The sequence below is a fragment of the Pseudomonas sp. ICMP 561 genome (assembly GCF_002699985.1).
In the GTDB taxonomy this organism is placed as follows: domain Bacteria; phylum Pseudomonadota; class Gammaproteobacteria; order Pseudomonadales; family Pseudomonadaceae; genus Aquipseudomonas; species Aquipseudomonas quasicaspiana.
In genome coordinates, this window is record NZ_LKBT01000023.1 from 165,701 (window position 1) to 184,472 (window position 18,772).

Here is an 18,772-nt window from a genome sequence, read left to right on the forward strand (position 1 = left end):
GGTATCAGTTCCATAACCATCGTCAGCAGCCGGTGGCTTTGTCAATCAGGTAATGCCCCATCGCAAATGTCTTTTCGATTCGCTAGAGTCGGGCCATATCACGTATTGAGTGAGTGTCCAGGGAAGCGTATGTCATCAGAGCCCGAGTTTACCGACGAGAAAGTCAAACAGGCCTTGCAGGGCATCATCGTGCCGCCGCAACCACAGATTCTGGTGGACCTGCAGATCGAGCAGTACATGCCGGACCCCGATCTGGCCGAGATCGCCCGCTTGATTTCCCAGGACCCCGGTATTGCGGGGGCGCTGCTCAAGATCGTCAACTCCAGTTACTTCGGTTTGAGCAATCGGATTTCGTCGATTCAGCGTGCTGTAAATCTGCTGGGCAGTCGTTCGGTGATCAACATCGTCAACGGCTTGTCCATCCGCGGCGGCATGAACGATGAGTCCATCGTGACCCTCAACCGCTTCTGGGACACTGCGCAAGACATCGCCATGACGTGTCTGGCGCTGGCCAAACGGCTTGGCTCGCAGGCCGTCGATGAAGCCTACGCCCTGGGCCTGTTCCATGATTGCGGCGTGCCCCTGATGTACAAGAAATTCCCGGGCTACATGTCGGTGCTGGAGCAGGGGTATGCGGGCGCCAGTGACCAGCAGCGCATCGTCGACGTGGAAAACAAAGCCTTCAATACCAACCACGCCGTAGTGGGTTACTACACCGCCAAGGCCTGGCGGTTGCCGGAACACATGTCAACGACCATTGCCCGGCATCACAACGCCTACGCGGTGTTCAGTGATGATTCGGGGCAGCACAGTCAGGTGAAGAACCTGCTGTCGATTCTGAAAATGGCCGAACACATCTGCGAGTCCTACCGGATACTGGGCAAGGAAAGCGCCGATCATGAGTGGAATTCCATCAGCCACCTGGTACTCGATTACGTCGGCTTGTCCGAGTATGACTTCCAGGAATTGAAGGCGAATATTCGTGAGTTGGGTGCGCATTGAGGCGTAATGCCTCGTGATAGGCCAAACGGCTGACCTGTAGGCCAACTTGTTGGCGAGACGTCAGGCCTGCATCGTCAGGAATTAAGCCTCGCCAACAAGTTGGCTCCTACCGGGAATGCATTTCAAGCCACATGCGCGATCAACGCCGCCCCGTCCGGGTACTGACATCCACCCAAACCGCCAATACCAGAATGCTGCCTTTGACGATCATCTGCCAGTAGCTGTCCACGTCGAGCATGGACATGCCGTTGTCCAGACTGGTGATGACCAGTGCACCGAGCAGCGCGCCGTAAACGGTGCCGGAGCCGCCGCGCATCGAGGTGCCGCCGATGAAGCAGGCGGCGATGGCGTCGAGTTCGCCCATGCTTCCGGCAGAAGGCGAGCCCGCCGCCAGGCGTGCGGTGTTGACCATGCCGGCTAGCGCACACATCACGCCCATAATCCCGAAGATCCACAGTTTGACGGCCTGCACATTGATGCCGGACAGCCGCGTCGCCTCCATATTGCTGCCCACCGAATAAACCCGTCGGCCGAACACGGTCTGGCTGGTGACGTAACTGAACACACCCAAAAGAACCAGCAAGAGCAGCACCGGCACTGGAATGCCGTCGTAGCTGTTGAGGGTCTGGACGAATCCGGCCAGCACCGCGCCGATCAACAGGACACGCAAGACGTCCCGCACCAATGAATGTGCCGCCAGACCGTGGACGGCGCGATTGCGACGTTGTTTCCAGGTCAGGTAAAGCGTCAGCGCGAACAGCACGATGCCCAGTCCCGTTCCGACCGAATGCGGCAGATATCCCTGACCGACGTACACCAGTTCCGGCGAGACCGGGGCGATAGTTGTGCCGCCGGTAATGCCCAGCAGAATGCCGCGGAACGCCAGCATGCCGCCCAGACCGACGATGAACGACGGGATGCGCAGGTACGCCGTCATGTAGCCATTGGCAAGGCCAATCATCAGCCCGCACAGCGCGACGAGGCTCAGGTTGGCCAACAGTGGGATGTGATAAACCACGTCAAGAATGGCCGCCAGTCCACCGAGCAGCCCGAGCAATGATCCGACCGACAGGTCGATTTCGCCACTGATGATCACCAGCACCATGCCGCAGGCAAGTATTCCCGTGATGGACATTTGCCGCAGCAAGTTGGAAAGATTGCGCGGGGTCAGGAATCCACCGTCGGTCTGCCAACTGAAGAACAGCCAGATAACCGCCACGGCGATGACCAGCGCAAGCATTTTGTAGCGTGTGAAGAGCTGTTTGACCTGATTCATCTACGCGGACTTCCGATCATTATTGTTGTTAGGGTCAGCGGTTTGACTGAGGGCTGCGGCGAGTAACTGCTCCTGCGTGAGGTTGTGGTTGATGAAGTCACCCCGTAGCTGGCCTTCGCCGATAACCAGCACCCGGTCGGAGACGCCGAGCACTTCGGCCAGCTCCGAAGACACCATGATGATCGACACGCCCGCGGCCGCCAGCGCTCCCATCAATTTGTAGATCTCGTATTTGGCGCCCACATCCACGCCTCGTGTGGGCTCATCGAGAATCAGCACTCGGGGCTGGGTCAGCAGCATTTTCGCCAGGACGGCTTTTTGCTGATTGCCGCCCGACAGGCTGGTGATCGGCAGGAACGGGCTCGCGGTCTTGAGGTGCATGCGCGAGATTTCCTTGTCGATGCTGTCCAGTTCGGCTTCGGCGTCAATGCGGGTCAGTCTGGAGTATGAGTCCAGCACTGCGAGGGTGATGTTTTGTCCGACCCCCAGATCGGGAATGATGCCTTGGCGCTTGCGATCTTCGGGGACCATGCATAGTCCGGCACGAATGGATTTCAGCGGCGTGCGGGTGTCGACGAGTTTTCCGTCCAGCCAGACTTCGCCTTCATGGCGGCCGGGATAGGCGCCGAACAACGCCGAGACCAGTTCTGTGCGGCCTGCGCCGACCAGCCCGGCGATGCCGAGTATCTCGCCACGCTTGAGGGCGAATGAAATATCGTCGACACGTTTGCGCTTCGGATTGTCGACGTCGTAGCAGGTGATATGGCGCGCCTCGAAAATCACTTCGCCAATGTCATGGGGTTCGGTGGGGTACAGGTTGCTCATTTCACGCCCGACCATCTGGGTGATGATCCGGGCAATGTCCATGTCTGCCATCGCGGTGGTGGCGATGTGTTTGCCGTCACGGATCACTGAAATGGTGTCGCACACAGCGGCGACTTCATCCAGCTTGTGAGAGATGTAGACGCATGCAACGCCTTTGGACTTGAGGTCGCGGATGATATCCAGCAGTACCTCGATCTCAGAACGGGTCAAGGCTGACGAGGGCTCATCAAGGATCAACAGCCGCGCCTGCTTGTTCAGCGCTTTGGCGATTTCCACCAGTTGCTGATAGCCGCCGCCGTATTGGGATACCGGGAGTGAGACATTCATGTCGGGGACTTTCAGTTCACGCATCAGGGCTTCGGCGCGGTGGGTCATGGCGGGGTAATTCATGCGCCCGCCGAACAGGGTCATCTCATGGCCCATAAAGATGTTCTCGGTCACCGACAGATCGGGTACCAGGGTCAGTTCCTGGTGAATGATCACGATCCCGGCCGCTTCGGTTTCGCTGATCGACTGGGCCCTGAGCGGCTGGCCGTCCCAGAGGATTTCGCCTTCCCAGGTGCCATGGGGGTAGACCGCCGACAGCACTTTCATCAGCGTGGATTTACCCGCGCCATTCTCGCCACACAGGCCGACGCATTCCCCGGGCCTGACTTTGATATCAATGCCATTCAGGGCTTTCACCCCGTCGAACGTTTTGACGATGCCATTCATTTGCAGCAGGTATTCGGACATGGCGAGTGCTCAAAATAAGCGGGTGCGGACTGACGCGAGCTCAGCAGGGGTGTTGCAGACAAACACGGTTTCTGTTGGAGCGAGGCTTGCCCGCGAAAAACGATTACGCGATGTGCCTGATCCACCAAGTCGGCAGGTTCGCGGGCAAGCCTCGCTCCAACAATTTGTAACGCGACAGCGTGGTGTCAGGGATACCGGAGCGAGGTTTACGCTCAGATCACTTCCCCTCAATCTGCGCCTTGGTGTAGAACCCGTCTTTTTCCAGCAGATCAATGTTGTCCTTGGTCAACGGGGTCGGCGTGAGCAGAATGGTGTCGACTTTCTTGCTGCCGTTGTCGTACTGCGAGCTGTAGGTGGGTTTCTCGTTGCGCGCCAGTTGCACCGAAAGTTTGGCGGCTTCTGTAGCAATGAGCTTCAGCGGCTTGTAGACAGTCATGGTCTGCGTGCCATCGATCACACGCTTGACCGCTGCGAGGTCGGCATCCTGACCCGAAATAGGCACCTTGCCCGCCAGCTTCTGTGCGGCCAGTGCCTGGATGGCACCGCCTGCGGTGGCGTCGTTGGAGGCAACGATGCCGTCGATCTTGTTGTCGTTACGGGTCAGGGCGTTCTCGACGATGCTCAGCGCTTCAGTCGGGTTCCACTCTTTGACCCACTGCTGGCCGACGATTTTGATATCGCCCTTGTCGATCGCTGGCTGCAACACCTTCATCTGGCCTTCGCGCAGCACTTTCGCGTTGTTGTCGGTCGGCGCGCCGCCGAGCAAAAAGTAATTACCCTTGGGCGCTGCTTTCAACACGCCGCTGGCCTGCATCTCACCCACCTTTTCGTTATCGAAGGAGATGTACGCGTCAATGTCAGCATTGAGAATCAACCGGTCATAGGACACGACCTTGATCCCGGCTTTCTTCGCCTCGGCCACTGCGTTGGTCAGCACTGTGGCATTGAATGGCACGATCACGATGACATCGACGCCACGGGAAATGAGGTTCTCGATCTGCGAAATCTGCTTCTGCTCGTTGGCATCGGCCGATTGTACAAAGACCTTGGCATCCATTTTTTCCGCCGCCGCGACAAAGTAATCGCGGTCACGGGACCAGCGTTCCAGGCGCAGGTCATCGATGGAAAAGCCGATTTTCGGATGAGCAGGGTCGGCCATGGCCGGAACAGACAGCAGCGCCAAAGCGCCAACCAGTAGCGTGCGTTTAAAACTCTTCATAGTGGTGCGTCCTTTTATTGTTGTTTTTAGAAGCGACTGCCTGACGATGAATATCGTGCTGGTAGAACTGTAGAGAGTTGCAAGGCACCGCGAGCACAGATTTGTCGCGCGAATGTAACCGGATTGCGGTGCCCGTAGACCTCGATTGCGATCAGCGATAAATGAACTGGTTAACAACGTTTTCGAGCATTTCCTGCCTGCCGCTGACGGCTTGCGGATTAAGCTCTTTGGCAAAGGCATGTTCGGCCAGTGACTGAAGGGTGACCTCGCCCGCCAGCACTCCCTGGCCCAATGGCTGCTGCCAGCCCGCGTAGCGTTGGTCCTTGAAGTGCTGAAGCCGGTCGTTCTCCAGCATTGCTGCTGCGCGTTCGAGGGACAGGGCGAGAACATCCATCGCCGCCACATGCCCGTGGAACAGATCGACTTCGTCCAGGCTCTGACGACGCACCTTGGAGTCGAAGTTGAACCCACCGTTTTTGAACCCGCCTGCTTTGAGGATTTCGTAAGTGGCGAGAGTCATTTCCTCGACGCTGTTGGGGAACTGGTCAGTGTCCCAGCCGTTTTGTGGGTCGCCGCGGTTGGCATCGATGCTGCCGAAAATCCCTAAAGAAGCAGCCGTCGCGATTTCGTGATGAAAGCTATGACCGGCCAGGGTCGCGTGGTTGGCCTCGATGTTGACCTTGATTTCGTTTTCCAGACCGAACTGCTGCAAAAAGCCAAACACGGTGGCGCTGTCGTAATCGTATTGGTGTTTGGTCGGCTCCTGCGGTTTGGGCTCGATCAGCAGGTCGCCTTTGAAATTGATCTGGTGCTTGTGCTCAACCACCATGCGCATAAAGCGGCCCAGCTGCTCGCGCTCGCGTTTCAAGTCCGTATTGAGGAGCGTTTCGTAGCCCTCGCGTCCGCCCCATAACACGTAGTTGGCGCCACCGAGACGCTGGGTTGCGTTCATGGCGCTGAACACCTGCGCAGCGGCAAAGGCGAAGACTTCCGGATCAGGATTGCTCGCAGCGCCAGCAGCAAAGCGCGGATTGCTGAAGCAATTGGCGGTGCCCCACAAAAGCTTGATGCCGCTTCGCTCTTGATGGCGCTCCAGATGGTCGACCATTTGCGCAAAATTATTGCGGTATTCCTTGAGCGAGCTGCCTTCCGGGGCGACATCGGTGTCGTGAAAGCAGTAGTAGTCGATGCCCAGTTTGGTGAAGAACTCGAATGCCGCCTCCGCCTTGCCCATCGCCACTTCCAGCGGGTCGCCGGGGCGCTGCCATGGGCGTTTGAAGGTGCCTGCGCCGAACACATCGGAACCGGGCCAGACGAACGTGTGCCAGTAACAGGCCGCCATGCGCAGGTGCTCGCGCATCGGCTTGCCCATGATGATTTTGTTCGCATCGTAGTGGCGAAAGGCGAGGGGCGAATCGCTGTCGGGGCCTTCGTAGCGAATTCGGTCGATATCGGGGAAATATGGCATTCGCAATGTCCTTTTTGTTTTTATCGGTTGTTCTAATCGAATGTTCTAATCGATTGCTCTTGTCGGTGCTTCGATACTAGCAACGGTCCAGTTGCTCCCGATTATGAAAATCATCAACACGGAGTGCGATTTTGCGTATTGAGATTCTGCGGCGCCGCGCCTAGTCTGTTTAGATAACCTCGGGCCGGCCCAGGACAATAACAATGAAAACCGTACCGCCTGTTCACCGCGTTGCACTGTTGTTCAACGGCGGCAAGATCTACGACCGCGGCATCATCAGCGGTATCGGCAACTACCTGAGCAGTACTCGCGCCTCCTGGGATCTGTTTCTGGAGGAGGACTTTCTCTGCCGCCTGAAAGGTATCGAGCGCTGGCAGGGCGACGGGATCATTGCCGACTTCGATGACCCGATGATTGGCGAGGCGCTGGCCGGGATCAGGTTGCCGGTGGTAGCGGTCGGCGGTTCATATGAAAACGAGCGTGACTATCCGCAAGGTATTCCTTACGTCGCCACTGATAATCAGGCGCTGATGACGCTAGCGTACGAGCACCTTATCGAAGCCGGACTTACCCGTTTTGCCTGCTTCAGCCTGCCTGAAGCGCAAGCCAATCGTTGGGCTCAGGAGCGGGAAAAAGCCTTTCGCAAGCTGATGCAGCGCGATGGCCTGCACGGCGAGATCTACCGCGGCATGGGTACCAGCGCGCCACTCTGGAACAGCGCCGTCGAGCAGCAGATCGCCTGGCTGCACAGCCTTCCTAAACCCATCGGCATCATTGCCGTCAGTGACGCCCGCGCACGGCAATTGTTGCAGGCCTGTCTGACGGCGGGGATATCTGTTCCGGAGCAGGTGGCGCTGATCGGCATCGATAACGATCCGCTCACGCGTAGCCTGACCCGCGTGCCTTTGAGCTCCGTAAGCCAAGGCACCGAAACCATGGGGCGCACGGCCGCGCAATTGCTGCATCAAATGCTGCACGGCAAGCCAGCCAAGGGTACGCACATTCTGATTCCGCCGGACTCGATCAACGTCCAGGTATCGAGCCTGCACCAGCCGTTAGGGGATCCTTATGTGATGCAAGCGCTGCTGTTCATTCGCCAATATGCCTGCCAGGGCATCAAGACCGCGCAAGTCGCGGCTTACGTGGGTGTGTCGCGTTCATCGCTGGAAGCGCACTTTCGCCAGGCACGGGGCTGCAGCGTGCATGACGAAATCCTGCGCTTCAAACTTGAGGCAGCCGCCAATGGCCTGAAGAACACCGACTCGACCATTGCAGACACGGCACGCAATTGCGGCTTCAAATCTGCGCAGTATTTGCACACAGTGTTTCGTCGAGAGTTTGGTTGTACGCCACTTGAGTATCGGCAGGAGGTGATTGTTTAGGAACACCGCCCGGCCGGTCCTGCGAATTGCGCCGGTTCTGTGGGAGATTCTATGTTTGCCTACAATCCCGTAGGACCGGCTTCAGCCGGGAGGACGTCGTGACATTCGCTAAATATCCTTCGGTAGAAATACCGCCCTCCCGGCTAAAGCCGGTCCTACGGGATTGCAGATGAACATAGAATCTCCCACAAAAAACGCATTTTATTCATGTAGTTATATTTTTGACAGAAGCTGCCGAAGGCTGCGATAGCGGTGTGTCTGACACAGCGCCAGCGCTGGCCTCGTAACTTCGGTGAGCTCCTACAGGCCCGATGTTTTCAGCCCTTTATTGAATATGCGGAACCTCATCAAGGCCGCGATACACCGCCAACCCCCGCTGCTGAGCCAGTTCAATCATCAGGTCCGCGCCTTCTGAAGGGCCGCCGATGCGCAATACGCCGTCACAGCGTTGCAGCAGCTTTTTCGCGTATTCATGGAAATGCTTCTGGAACACTTCGTCACCGATGCTTTTGGAACCCGCCAGTTGCACCAAAGGTCGCGCGACCCATTCTGCGACCATCGGGAAGTGCCCGGCATTCAGCAGTTCTGCGGCGGCTGCTTGCATGGCCTGTACATTGGCTTCCAGCAAGGCGGGGTCATCGCCGGTGCCCGAACGGTAAGGGCCTGCCACCAGAATCATCAGGCCGGAAGAGGGAGGCATGAGCTGTTTGATGTACTGCAGAAGGATAATGGTTTTGCCGTCCATGATCCGGCCGTCGTCGACCATCTCCAGCGCCAGATCGAAGGGCAGTTCCAGCACTTCGATGTCCTCGCCTTCTTCGACCAGTCCACCACCGTCATTGATGCGATCTTCCGGCTGGTATTCCCCGACAAAGAAATGCAGGCGCTCAGTCACTGAGCCCGGGCTCATGAACGCGTCATAGATTTTGCGCACCGATTTGACCCGGTAACCGGTTTCCTCTTCAGCTTCCAGGCGGATTCGCTCTTCGGGACTGGCGTTATCCAGCAGGCCCGCAGCCGCTTCGATCAAGTAACCATCGTGCCCGTTGACGAAAGCCGGGATGCGAAATTGCCGAGTGAGAATAACCGTCCGTTTTGCCAGGTTGTATAGCCCGATCGTGGCACCATTGCCCCTGTCGTATACCTCGCGGGTGACTGCCTGCCAACTGCCGTCCCGGCGCGGCATTTCGAACTCGATATTTTTCAGCAGATACCAGTTATCCGACAGAAGATGTTCGCCTGTGATTCGAACCTTGCGTGTTTCCATGGAGGGCAGTCCTTTGTGGTCATGTATTACGAACGGTGGTGTATTTGTCAGCTTCAAGGGCACATGGTATGTTCCGCGACCGACTGGATCTACGTGCAGTTCTGGACGCTTTTCACCCGTACTGCATGGGCGTAGGGTTACATCCATTGGTGCATCGCTGATGAATTTTCCGAAAATTTCTCTATGGGTACTGTTTGGCCTATAAGTGAACGCTTCAGCGCGGAATCCATACGCTGACAGGTTTCATAGTTGCGCAACGGACAGTGCTATTCAAATGCCAAAAAATACTCCCATTCCTGACCCGGTCGCGCCTCCCAAGCGTCGCCACATCCCCAAAGGGGATATGCGCAAGCTGGAAATCATTCAGGCCGCCATGGTGATTTTTGCCAGGGACGGGTTTGCGGGCGCTACGCTGACCAACGTTGCCAAGGTCGCGGGTATATCGCAAGTCGGGTTGCTACATCACTTTCCTAATAAGCTCGCGTTGTTGCACGCCGTCTTGCAGCATCGGGATCAGTACATCGCATCCCGGTTACAGGAAGCTGATGAGGTTGCGTCGCTGGACGGGTTTTTAGCGTTTCTGCAGTTCATCATGAAGTTCAGTACCGAAGACGCTGCTGTCAGTCAGGCGTTGATGATCATCAACACAGAAAGCCTGTCCGTGACTCACCCGGCCAACCGGTGGTTCAGCGAACGCTTTGAGATTGTGCATGGCCACATTAACGCTCAACTCAATCTGCTGATCGAAGCGGGCGAAATTCGCGCGGACACCGATGTGAAGCAGGTCAGTCTTGAGATTGCGTCGATGATGGACGGAATGCAGATTCAATGGCTACGCTCCCCCGATTACGTACCGATCGAGCGTGCTTTTGCGAGGTTTCTTGAGCGTTTGGCGTCAGACCTCAAGCAGGCCGGACTCGACTGAGTACGGCCGCTCGATGGTCAGTAACCGGTGGTTGTTGCAACCACCGATCAAGCCTTTTTGAAGGTGACTCAGTAAGCCTGTTCTGGCTTGACCTGAACTGCGTTGCGCAGCGGAATCGGGAGAGGGTTGGATTCACGCGTCGATAATTTCTCGCCATACAGCGCGACGACGGTGCGGTTCAGTGCCAGGTCTTCCGAATCCTTGCCCACCAGAACCTTGAACTTGCCCGGGTCTACGATCCAGCTTACAGCGTCCGGCGAATAGTAGGCGAACGAACGGGAGTCCAACGGAATCGTCACGGTTTTGCTTTCGCCCGGCTTCAGGTAAACCTTGGAGAAGCCCTTCAGCTCTTTTTCCGGACGATCAACTTGCGGCTTTGAAGGCTGCACGTACAACTGAGCGACTTCGAAACCAGGCTTGTCGCCTGTGTTGGTCACGGTGAACGTGGCCTTGATGGTTGCGCCAGGTGCAAGCACGTTGCTCGACAGCTTCAGGTCGCTGTATTGGTATGTCGTGTAAGACATCCCGAAACCGAACGGGTAGAGCGGCTTCGCATGGTTCTTGTCGTAACCGCGGTAGCCCAGATACAGGCCTTCGCTGTAGGTCATTTCAGTCGGCGGTTTAGGGCTGCTGAAGTAGTACGGTGCCGGATCGGAGTACGAGGCGAAGCTCGGGTTGTCCTGCACTTTCTTGTCCAGCGTGATAGGCAGCTTGCCAGATGGGTTGACCTTGCCGTACAGGATTTCCGCCAGTGCCTGACCGCCTTGCTGACCCGGGAACCAGGCGTGCAGGGAAGCAGCAACCTTGGTTGCCCACGGTTGCATATCCATACCGCCGCCGCCGTGCATCACGACGATGGTTTTAGGGTTGGCTCTCTGCACGAAGCTGATCAACTCAGACTGAAATTGCGGCAGTTCGAACGGGTGATCAAGGGACTCGCCTTCGTATTCGAAGTTGCTGCCCGCTGCCACCACGACTGCGTCATAGTCAGCCAGATTGGTCGGTGGACGCAGCGACGCCCAGCTCAATTGCACGCCATTCATGCCGCCCAGCACCGGGGTGTAATTGCCTTTGAGTCGACGATATTCCAGGCGCACGTTGTACTCGGTGCCGGCTTTCAGCGCGACAGTCTTGACGGTACGTGGCACCACAGGAATCAGGTCGAATGAAACCTGCTTGTCTTCATCCTCAACCACCAGCTCGTCGTTGATCCAGAGCTTGTAGGCACCATCGGCACGGACTTTGAAGACGTGCGGGCCGGTGATGGTAGGTTTGATCTTGCTGGTGAAGCGAGCCGAGAACGCGCCCGGTGCCGGGTTGTAACCGGTTACCGCGCTGGTGCCGCTGTCGGTTACGTTGGTGTTGGTGATCCAGCTCAGGTTGAGGCCTGGCTCGATGCGGGTTGCAACAGGATCGCCGGACAACGTGGTGTTAGCGTAGTACTCGGCTTTCACACCCGTGTTGCTGATGGCTTCTTTCCCTTTGCCTTTACCCGTACCCGGCTGATACCAGACCGACGATTTCGGATCGAGGCTCATCTGCGGCAGGTAATCGACATTGCTTGTGCTCGACGCCAGCTGCTTGAGGCCGCTGAGTTCGGTTACATAGCTGGCAGGCGCTGAGTAAGCGGTACCGAATGGCGCAGTCGGTGGCTGCATTGCCAGGTCGCCGATAACAGCGATCTTCGCCGTTTTCGGCAGTGGCAGCAGAGGTTTCTGCCCGTCTACGGGTTCGTTGCGCAGGAGCACAATCGACTCCCTCGCGACGTTCAGCGCAGCCAGTTGGCCGTACTCGCGGTGCTCCAGAGGCTGAGCCTTGTTGATGCCCTTGTCAAAGCCGTAGCTGACCAGTGCCCTGAGATTCCTGCGGACTTTGTCGTCGATCACGCTCTGATGCAGTTGGCCGTTCCAGACATAGGGCAGCAACTTGGCTTCAGTGAATTGCAGGCCGCTCGGCATGTCGATATCGGTGCCTGCCCAGGCGCCTTTGAACGCGTCCTGAACCGAGTTGAAGTCACTCATCACGTTGCCCTGGAAGCCCCACTGGCCTTTCAGGATGTCAGTGATCAGGTGATGATTCTCACAGGCATATTCGCCATTGATCTTGTTGTAACCGCACATGATCGAGGCAATGTTCGAGTTCTTGACCAGCGATTCGAAGCCGGGCAGATACAGCTCCTGCATGGCGCGCTCGTCAATTTTGACGTCCAGATAGTGCCGGTTCGCCTCTTGCTCGTTCATCAGGTAATGCTTGGCGGCAGACTGAACACCCTGAACCTGAATACCGTTAGTGACGGCCGGAGCCAACACTGCGCCGAGGAATGGATCTTCACCACTCATGTACTCGGCGGAGCGCCCGTTGAACGGGGTGCGATAGAGGTTGATGGCCGGAGACAGCATTTGCTGACCGCCAGCGATCCGGGTTTCGTAACCAATCGCCAGACCGAATTCCTTGGCCCGGTTGATGCTCCAGGTCGCGGCCAATGCCGAAGGTGACGGGTACTGCGCACCGAAAGTCTTGCCGCCGACCAGTACGCCCATGGCCGAGTCGTAGGCGACTGTGCCTTGCAGGTTGAACTTGTCCAGCTTGGGAATCATGCGTCCGTCATCGACGCGCGAGAAGTTGATTTTTTCCGACTGGGTCATGTTGTCGAGCATCGCGCCAACCCGCGCTTCGACCTCATTGCCCGTCATCGGGGTGACAGCCATTACGGTGCCTGCCTGAGCAATGCTCAACGCAAGCAGACTCAGGCCTAAGCCTTGTTTGATCATGGACATGGAGCTACTCCTGAATTCGTTCGATAGGGTGTGTGCTGCGTATCAAACGAAGACTCATTTCTCGTCATCGGTCGTTGGGGCGTCGTCGGTCACGACCGGGGCGTCCAGCACCGTCTGCGCGCCTGTCGACTGGCTTTTTTTAGCGCTTTCGGCGCCAGTGATCTGCTCGCGTTTGGCCTCGACTTCCACGCGCACATCACTCGATGTCGACGGCAGGGGATTTTTGTTTTCGGCGGCTGATACAGAAAGTGTGGTGAGGCCCATCAGAAAAATGGCAGCAAGAGGCAGCAAGCTTCTAGCCATCGGGAGAATCTCCAAATAGAAGTGGGTAACGAAGAAGTGTCAGCGCGTGGAGGTTTACTACAGGCTGCAGACAGTAAGTCAGCAGTGTGAGCTTAAAGTTCTGTGGCGGCAAAAAAATGAAGTTAAATATTTGATTTGTTTTTATCGTGTGTTTTTAATTCATTTAAAATTAATATTGATTTTATCTGATTTACAAGTATTTATTGGTTATTTCTGCTGACTATTCTCAGTTATCAGCTATAAAAAATCTTTCTGAAAAACAGAGTGAGAGCTCTGTTTTGAGCGGTGTTAAAGTAGTCAGGCCATAAAAGTGCTCGCCGTCCTGTCGCCTTGTGAAGAATTCGGGCGTGCCACGCTGCTCATGCCTACAGGTAAGAAAAGCGTCCAGGGTGAATAAGTGCGGTGGTTCAGGCTAATGACACTCAGAGGTTTAACTGTGACATCCCAAGCGCGTCCCTTTCTGTTACCCGGCTTTGGATTCAGCTCAGAGCTTACAGACCCTCTCGAGGTGGATCTGGCCATTTTAAAAGCGGTCTGGTTGTTAAGTGATGGAAAGCCACGCGGCGGTGCGCCGCGAAAGCTGACATGCGGTCAGATATACATGCAGCTGGTGCGCGGCCAGCCAAACTTTCCGTCCATCGTGCGCTGTGTGTTGGCGATAGACGTGCTTGTGAAAGAAGGGCTGTTGGTGTCGGAGAGAGTGCTGGATGAAGACCCTGCTTTTCCCTACACCCAGCACATCATCAGTGGGCTGACCGAGATCGGTTCAGCGTCCCTGGCGGCCTCGTACGCGCTGGACACCTACGGGCATCCAGCTCGACTTTGACGCGCATGGGCAGGCTCCAGGTCCCGATGACCGCTGGTACCCGCTACTGATTGAATGGCAGCGAAAGATAATGCTTACCCAGTTCTGTCAGCCTTCCTTCTTCGTTCAGCAGGCTTGAAAAGTGCGGGTCATCATTCATGCGACCCGTGAACCAGGCATACCGAAACACATCCGCGCGGTTCTCGCAGACCGCCACCATCTCTGCCATCTGCTGCTTTTGCTTTTCAAGCGTGTCGATCTGCACCCCGTCAATCGGGGAGTGCCAGTTGGCGAACTCGGTGACCCAAAAGGGTTTGCCATATTTGGATAGCCTGTCGAGCATGCCTGACAGCCCATAGTCGTACCAATGAAACGCCAGATAGTCGATCTTCGGATCGCGATTCTGATTTTGCGCACGGTACGCAGCATAGAAGGCGTCAAGCCACACAACCGGGTCGCCATAACCCGACATCGTTCCCCAGTTCATCGCGGGGCCAACCAGCTTTACCTCGGTCTGCGCGGATATCTGTTCCAGCCTTGGCCAGAATCGCGCGGCCGCTTCGGGTGTCATGTTGGCCTGATCAACGAGATTGGGCTCATTGATCACCAGTAAGTAGCGGATATCCGGGTGGGCCTGCAGGTAGAGTTTGAGCTGACCGTCATCGACATTGGCGTTCCAGACCATGGGGATGAAGTCGACCCCGTAGGTGGAGGAGTAGTTATACGCGGCGAGCCGGTCGTGTGGCTTTGGACTCCAGTTGTACCACCAACTGATTCCCGGGGACAAAGCACTCAAGTCCGCAGGTGACGCTATGTCATAAGCGATGCCGCGTTTTGCGCTTTTAGTGGCTGACCAGGCTGGTGTGGAGACTGTGCTGAGGGCTAGGCTGAACGCTGTGAGCAGCGTGAACATTCGCAGGTAGTTACGAAACTGCATGATTCGATCCTCCGTGAACATCGATGATCCATCAGGCGTTGAAAGTGTACCGTTGATAAAACTGGAGACGCTGGCTTTGATCGGCTAATGGCTGGGTGTTATCAGCGGCTTGCACTGATCAACATTGGATTGGTCAATAGATGCATCGCGATGTGATATTTAGACGCTTATGTGCCCTGCAATATACCAACGTGACAAGACGTTTGTGCATCCATAACCAGCGCCCATGATGCTATTCGAGCAGCGGTCACAATGGTCGGCCATGAGGTGCGTCATGGCGGACAAGGTTTATCCAGGCTTTATGTATTGAGTGCTTCTTGCTGGACCTGGTCAGCACACAAGCCGCTTCCTTCCAGCGACTGCTAGATGCGAGTCAGCAGGTGTGCCAAGTCACGGTAATGCCTGGCCAGATAAAAGTCAGGTCGTCCGACGTAAACCGAGAAGTCGGTGTCTAGTCCATAACCCACTACCTTCGTGCCTGCTGCCAAACCGGCCTGTACGCCGGCATGGCTGTCCTCCACCAATAGGCAGTTCTCAGGCGGTAAATCCAGGAAATCACAACCTGCGAGAATTAGCCCAGGCTCTGGTTTCCAGGATCCAACGTCGTAGGCACTGATGAGACGGCCTTCGAACCAGGGATATAAACCAGCCGCCTTGAGCGTCGTCTCTATTTTAGAGGGGGGGCCATTGGAAGTAACGCAACCAGGAAGTTTCAACGCCTTGACGAAGTCCACAGCGCCCGGCATTGCATTCAGCCCAGCCTGGAACATGTGAAGACTTGCCACGCGAAACGATTGAACAAATCTGTCTACATTGAGACCGGGCGCTTGCGTTTTGATGTCAGCCATGAACAACTCAAACTGCACGCCTCGATAGCGATCCAGCACTTCGGCCACAGAAAGCTGGATATTGTGCTCTGACAGCATTTGATGCAGCAGCGTCGCTGCGACGCGTTCGCTGTCGACGAGAGTCCCGTCGTTATCAAAAATGATGCCTTTTACGCTCATTGCTGTTCTTCCCTCAAATGCGATTTTTTGACGATAACAGTGCGTCTGGATGCTTTGTGTGATTGCTGCATTGTCGACGAAATCAGATTACCAAAGGGGAGTATTTGTCGGATGCCCACCGTTACGATACCGCTGCGGAGCGCGACTAAAACGTTGGTGTAGAGAATCCTGCGCATCAAGGCATACCCTCATACCCAGCGATAGTCGTTTCTGGCTGCCGTTCGACAGCAACCGCAAGATGATGACGGACCCACCCTGTGGGACCGAATTTATTCGGGAAGAGGCCAGCACATCCGCCACATTTTTATCGTCAAGAATGCCGCCTTCCCGGATGAAGTGGAGCGCCACCCCGGCCGTCCCACTAGCTGTCTGTTTTGCTTCGCGACAGCGTGGTATCAGGGATACCGGGGGCGGATCCTACAGCAATGCATTCCACTTGAGAGGAATGTGTTCTGTCGATATCAGGCTTTGGCTTGCTGAGACAGTCCAAAAAGCCAGCTGCACGTTTAAATCATCAACTTGTCACTTAAGGTCATTGAGCGCGTCGCGAAGCTCGTCTTTACTGTTGCGCAATGAACAGGCCGCGAAGGCCTGAATAATTGACGGCTGCCTCAGGCGGTCGCATCCCGTGACAGTTCGATGGAGTTTCTATGGCCGCCGCTCATTACCCGCACCTGCTGGCCCCGCTGGACCTGGGCTTTACCACGTTGCGCAACCGCACCCTGATGGGCTCGATGCATACCGGGCTGGAAGAAAAGCCAGGCGGTTTTGAGCGCATGGCGGCGTATTTTGCCGAGCGGGCGACGGGAGGTGTCGGGCTGATGGTCACGGGTGGTATTGCGCCCAATGAAGAAGGCGGCGTTTACACCGGCGCGGCCAAGCTGACCACGATTGAAGAGGCAGAGCAGCATCGCGTGGTGACTCAGGCGGTGCATGCTGCGGGTGGCAAGATTTGTCTGCAAATCCTTCATGCCGGACGTTATGCCTACAGCAAGAATCAGGTTGCCCCCAGCGCCATTCAGGCGCCGATCAATCCTTTCAAACCTCGCGAGCTGGACGAAGCGGGGATCGAAAAGCAGATCGCCGATTTCGTCACCTGCTCGACGCTGGCACAAAGCGCCGGGTATGACGGCGTGGAGGTGATGGGTTCCGAAGGCTACTTCATCAATCAGTTTCTGGCAGCCCACACCAATCACCGAACGGATCGCTGGGGCGGCAGCTACGAAAATCGCATGCGTTTACCGGTGGAGATCGTTCGCCGGGTTCGCGAAGCCGTTGGCGCCGAGTTCATCATCATCTTTCGTTTGTCGATGCTGGATCTCGTGGAAGGCGGCAGCACCTGGGAAGAGATCGTGCAATTGGCTCAAGCCATTGAGCAGGCCGGTGCGACGATTATTAACACCGGTATCGGCTGGCACGAAGCGCGGATTCCGACCATCGCAACCAAAGTGCCGCGCGCTGCGTTCAGCAAAGTCACGGCCAAGTTGCGCGGCTCGGTGGGCATTCCGTTGATCACCACCAACCGCATCAACACGCCGGAAATCGCCGAGCAGATTCTCAGCGAAGGCGATGCCGATATGGTCTCCATGGCGCGGCCTTTTTTGGCGGATCCGGAATTCGTCAACAAGGCAGCGGCGGGGCGCGCCGATGAAATCAACACCTGCATTGGCTGCAATCAGGCCTGTCTGGACCATACTTTTGGCGGCAAGCTGACCAGTTGCCTGGTCAACCCGCGTGCCTGCCATGAGACCGAACTGAATTACATCCGGACCCGCCAGAGCAAGAAAATCGCCGTGATTGGTGCCGGTCCTGCGGGCCTTGCGGCATCCACAGTGGCTGCCGAACGTGGGCATCACGTCACTCTGTTTGATTCAGCCGCTGAAATCGGCGGTCAGTTCAACATCGCCAAGCGTGTACCGGGCAAAGAGGAGTTCTACGAAACCCTGCGTTACTTCGCCCGCAAGCTGCAAACCACTGGCGTAGAAGTGCGGCTCAATACCCGTATTGCAGTTGATGATTTGCTGGGCGCCGGTTATGACGAGGTGATCCTGGCCACCGGTATTGCGCCGCGCACGCCAGCGATTCCGGGTATCGATCATCCGAAGGTGCTGAACTATCTGGATGTGATCCTGCAACGTAAACCGGTAGGGCAGAGCGTTGCGGTGATCGGCGCAGGCGGTATCGGTTTCGACGTTTCGGAGTTTCTGGTGCATCAGGGCATTTCCACCAGCCTGGATCGCACTGCTTTCTGGAAAGAGTGGGGCATCGACACCGCCCTTGAAGCGCGCGGCGGCGTGGCGGGGATCAAGCCGGAGCTGCATGCCCCGGCGCGTCAGGTGTTTCTGTTGCAGCGCAAGGCTTCGAAGGTCGGCGACGGTCTTGGCAAGACCACTGGCTGGATTCACCGTACCGGTTTGAAAAACAAACAGGTGCAGATGCTCAACAGTGTCGAATACCTGCGCATCGACGACGCCGGTCTGCATATTCGTATCGGTGAAGGAGAGGAGAGGGTTTTGCCGGTGGACAACATCGTGATCTGCGCTGGGCAGGATCCGTTGCGGGAACTGTATGACGGGCTGGTCGAGGCCGGGCAATCCGTGCACCTGATCGGCGGCGCGGATGTCGCGGCCGAGCTGGATGCCAAGCGGGCGATTGATCAGGGCTCGAGGTTGGCGGCGGGGTTGTAGGGTTTTCCTGGGGAACGCAGTTCTTGTGGGAGCGAGGCTTGGTCTGGGCGGCATTCCGACGATACATGAGACGCGGTCAGAAGACGCACCGCGTTATCGTTTATCGCGGGCAAGCCTCCCACAGGGTCCGCACCTCCCGTAGGACCGGCTTTAGCCG

The 18,772-nt window shown here is 56.7% G+C and carries 14 protein-coding genes; 5 read left to right on the forward strand and 9 right to left on the reverse strand.

Going from position 1 to position 18,772, the window contains the following annotated elements:
* Positions 1 to 129: 129 nt before the first annotated feature.
* Entirely contained in the window at positions 130 to 1,002 is an 873-nt protein-coding gene (locus AO242_RS17055) for an HDOD domain-containing protein (RefSeq protein ID WP_099269649.1), read from the forward strand.
* 139 nt (positions 1,003 to 1,141) lie between these two features.
* On the opposite strand, the gene AO242_RS17060 is transcribed toward AO242_RS17055, so the two are convergent.
* The 4 genes from AO242_RS17060 to xylA form a co-directional block, all read right to left on the reverse strand.
* The gene (locus tag AO242_RS17060; protein WP_099269650.1) at positions 1,142 to 2,278 is read right to left on the reverse strand and encodes a sugar ABC transporter permease; all 1,137 of its coding nucleotides are present in this window, start codon (positions 2,276 to 2,278) and stop codon (positions 1,142 to 1,144) included.
* On the reverse strand, positions 2,279 to 3,838 hold the full coding sequence (xylG, locus tag AO242_RS17065; protein ID WP_099269651.1) for a D-xylose ABC transporter ATP-binding protein: 1,560 nt from the start codon (positions 3,836 to 3,838) through the stop codon (positions 2,279 to 2,281).
* Between the two features lie 217 nt (positions 3,839 to 4,055).
* A complete protein-coding gene (gene xylF / locus AO242_RS17070) occupies positions 4,056 to 5,057 on the reverse strand; it encodes a D-xylose ABC transporter substrate-binding protein (protein WP_099269652.1) in 1,002 nt (333 codons plus the stop codon).
* 151 nt (positions 5,058 to 5,208) lie between these two features.
* Positions 5,209 to 6,525 (reverse strand): xylose isomerase, encoded by a 1,317-nt coding sequence (gene xylA / locus AO242_RS17075; RefSeq protein ID WP_099269653.1) that lies wholly within the window; start codon positions 6,523 to 6,525, stop codon positions 5,209 to 5,211.
* Between the two features lie 203 nt (positions 6,526 to 6,728).
* Here xylA and AO242_RS17080 point away from each other — a divergent pair, with 203 nt between their 5' ends.
* Entirely contained in the window at positions 6,729 to 7,907 is a 1,179-nt protein-coding gene (locus tag AO242_RS17080) for a XylR family transcriptional regulator (protein ID WP_099269654.1), read from the forward strand.
* Between the two features lie 325 nt (positions 7,908 to 8,232).
* Here AO242_RS17080 and AO242_RS17085 read toward each other — a convergent pair whose 3' ends face one another.
* Positions 8,233 to 9,174 carry an ADP-ribose pyrophosphatase gene (locus tag AO242_RS17085; protein WP_099269655.1) on the reverse strand — a complete coding sequence of 314 codons (942 nt, stop codon included), beginning with the start codon at positions 9,172 to 9,174 and terminating at the stop codon, positions 8,233 to 8,235.
* 274 nt (positions 9,175 to 9,448) lie between these two features.
* On the opposite strand from AO242_RS17085, the gene AO242_RS17090 reads away from it, so the two are divergent.
* Complete coding sequence (locus tag AO242_RS17090) at positions 9,449 to 10,099, forward strand: TetR/AcrR family transcriptional regulator (protein ID WP_027901774.1); 651 nt, start codon at positions 9,449 to 9,451, stop codon at positions 10,097 to 10,099.
* A 68-nt stretch (positions 10,100 to 10,167) separates the two neighbouring features.
* Here the strand turns inward: AO242_RS17090 and AO242_RS17095 are convergent, their stop codons facing one another.
* Together AO242_RS17095 and AO242_RS17100 are read right to left on the reverse strand one after the other, a co-directional pair.
* Positions 10,168 to 12,870 carry a beta-glucosidase gene (locus AO242_RS17095; RefSeq protein WP_027901775.1) on the reverse strand — a complete coding sequence of 901 codons (2,703 nt, stop codon included), beginning with the start codon at positions 12,868 to 12,870 and terminating at the stop codon, positions 10,168 to 10,170.
* 60 nt (positions 12,871 to 12,930) lie between these two features.
* Positions 12,931 to 13,179: a hypothetical protein gene (locus AO242_RS17100; protein WP_099269656.1), complete on the reverse strand. Its 249-nt coding sequence runs from the start codon at positions 13,177 to 13,179 to the stop codon at positions 12,931 to 12,933.
* Between the two features lie 508 nt (positions 13,180 to 13,687).
* Here AO242_RS17100 and AO242_RS17105 point away from each other — a divergent pair.
* Positions 13,688 to 14,005, forward strand: a complete 318-nt coding sequence (locus AO242_RS17105) for a hypothetical protein (protein ID WP_099269657.1) — start codon at positions 13,688 to 13,690, stop codon at positions 14,003 to 14,005.
* A gap of 43 nt (positions 14,006 to 14,048) precedes the next feature.
* Here AO242_RS17105 and AO242_RS17110 read toward each other — a convergent pair whose 3' ends face one another.
* Both AO242_RS17110 and AO242_RS17115 read right to left on the reverse strand, forming a co-directional pair.
* Positions 14,049 to 14,897, reverse strand: a complete 849-nt coding sequence (locus AO242_RS17110; protein WP_241154015.1) for a glycoside hydrolase family protein — start codon at positions 14,895 to 14,897, stop codon at positions 14,049 to 14,051.
* Between the two features lie 386 nt (positions 14,898 to 15,283).
* A complete protein-coding gene (locus AO242_RS17115; protein WP_099269658.1) occupies positions 15,284 to 15,928 on the reverse strand; it encodes an HAD-IA family hydrolase in 645 nt (214 codons plus the stop codon).
* Between the two features lie 650 nt (positions 15,929 to 16,578).
* Here AO242_RS17115 and AO242_RS17120 point away from each other — a divergent pair.
* The gene (locus AO242_RS17120; RefSeq protein WP_099269659.1) at positions 16,579 to 18,615 is read left to right on the forward strand and encodes an NADPH-dependent 2,4-dienoyl-CoA reductase; all 2,037 of its coding nucleotides are present in this window, start codon (positions 16,579 to 16,581) and stop codon (positions 18,613 to 18,615) included.
* The last annotated feature ends 157 nt before the right edge of the window (positions 18,616 to 18,772 follow it).

Bases quoted from the DNA above. Each gene is read 5' to 3' on its own strand.
- AO242_RS17060 (WP_099269650.1), bottom strand. From the start codon at position 2,278: ATGAATCAGGTCAAACAGCTCTTCACACGCTACAAAATGCTTGCGCTG.
- AO242_RS17085 (WP_099269655.1), bottom strand. From the start codon at position 9,174: ATGGAAACACGCAAGGTTCGAATCACAGGCGAACATCTTCTGTCGGAT.
- AO242_RS17115 (WP_099269658.1), bottom strand. From the start codon at position 15,928: ATGAGCGTAAAAGGCATCATTTTTGATAACGACGGGACTCTCGTCGAC.
- xylF (WP_099269652.1), bottom strand. From the start codon at position 5,057: ATGAAGAGTTTTAAACGCACGCTACTGGTTGGCGCTTTGGCGCTGCTG.
- AO242_RS17100 (WP_099269656.1), bottom strand. From the start codon at position 13,179: ATGGCTAGAAGCTTGCTGCCTCTTGCTGCCATTTTTCTGATGGGCCTC.
- AO242_RS17095 (WP_027901775.1), bottom strand. From the start codon at position 12,870: ATGATCAAACAAGGCTTAGGCCTGAGTCTGCTTGCGTTGAGCATTGCT.
- AO242_RS17090 (WP_027901774.1), top strand. From the start codon at position 9,449: ATGCCAAAAAATACTCCCATTCCTGACCCGGTCGCGCCTCCCAAGCGT.
- AO242_RS17055 (WP_099269649.1), top strand. From the start codon at position 130: ATGTCATCAGAGCCCGAGTTTACCGACGAGAAAGTCAAACAGGCCTTG.
- AO242_RS17110 (WP_241154015.1), bottom strand. From the start codon at position 14,897: ATGTTCACGCTGCTCACAGCGTTCAGCCTAGCCCTCAGCACAGTCTCC.
- xylG (WP_099269651.1), bottom strand. From the start codon at position 3,838: ATGTCCGAATACCTGCTGCAAATGAATGGCATCGTCAAAACGTTCGAC.
- AO242_RS17120 (WP_099269659.1), top strand. From the start codon at position 16,579: ATGGCCGCCGCTCATTACCCGCACCTGCTGGCCCCGCTGGACCTGGGC.
- xylA (WP_099269653.1), bottom strand. From the start codon at position 6,525: ATGCCATATTTCCCCGATATCGACCGAATTCGCTACGAAGGCCCCGAC.
- AO242_RS17080 (WP_099269654.1), top strand. From the start codon at position 6,729: ATGAAAACCGTACCGCCTGTTCACCGCGTTGCACTGTTGTTCAACGGC.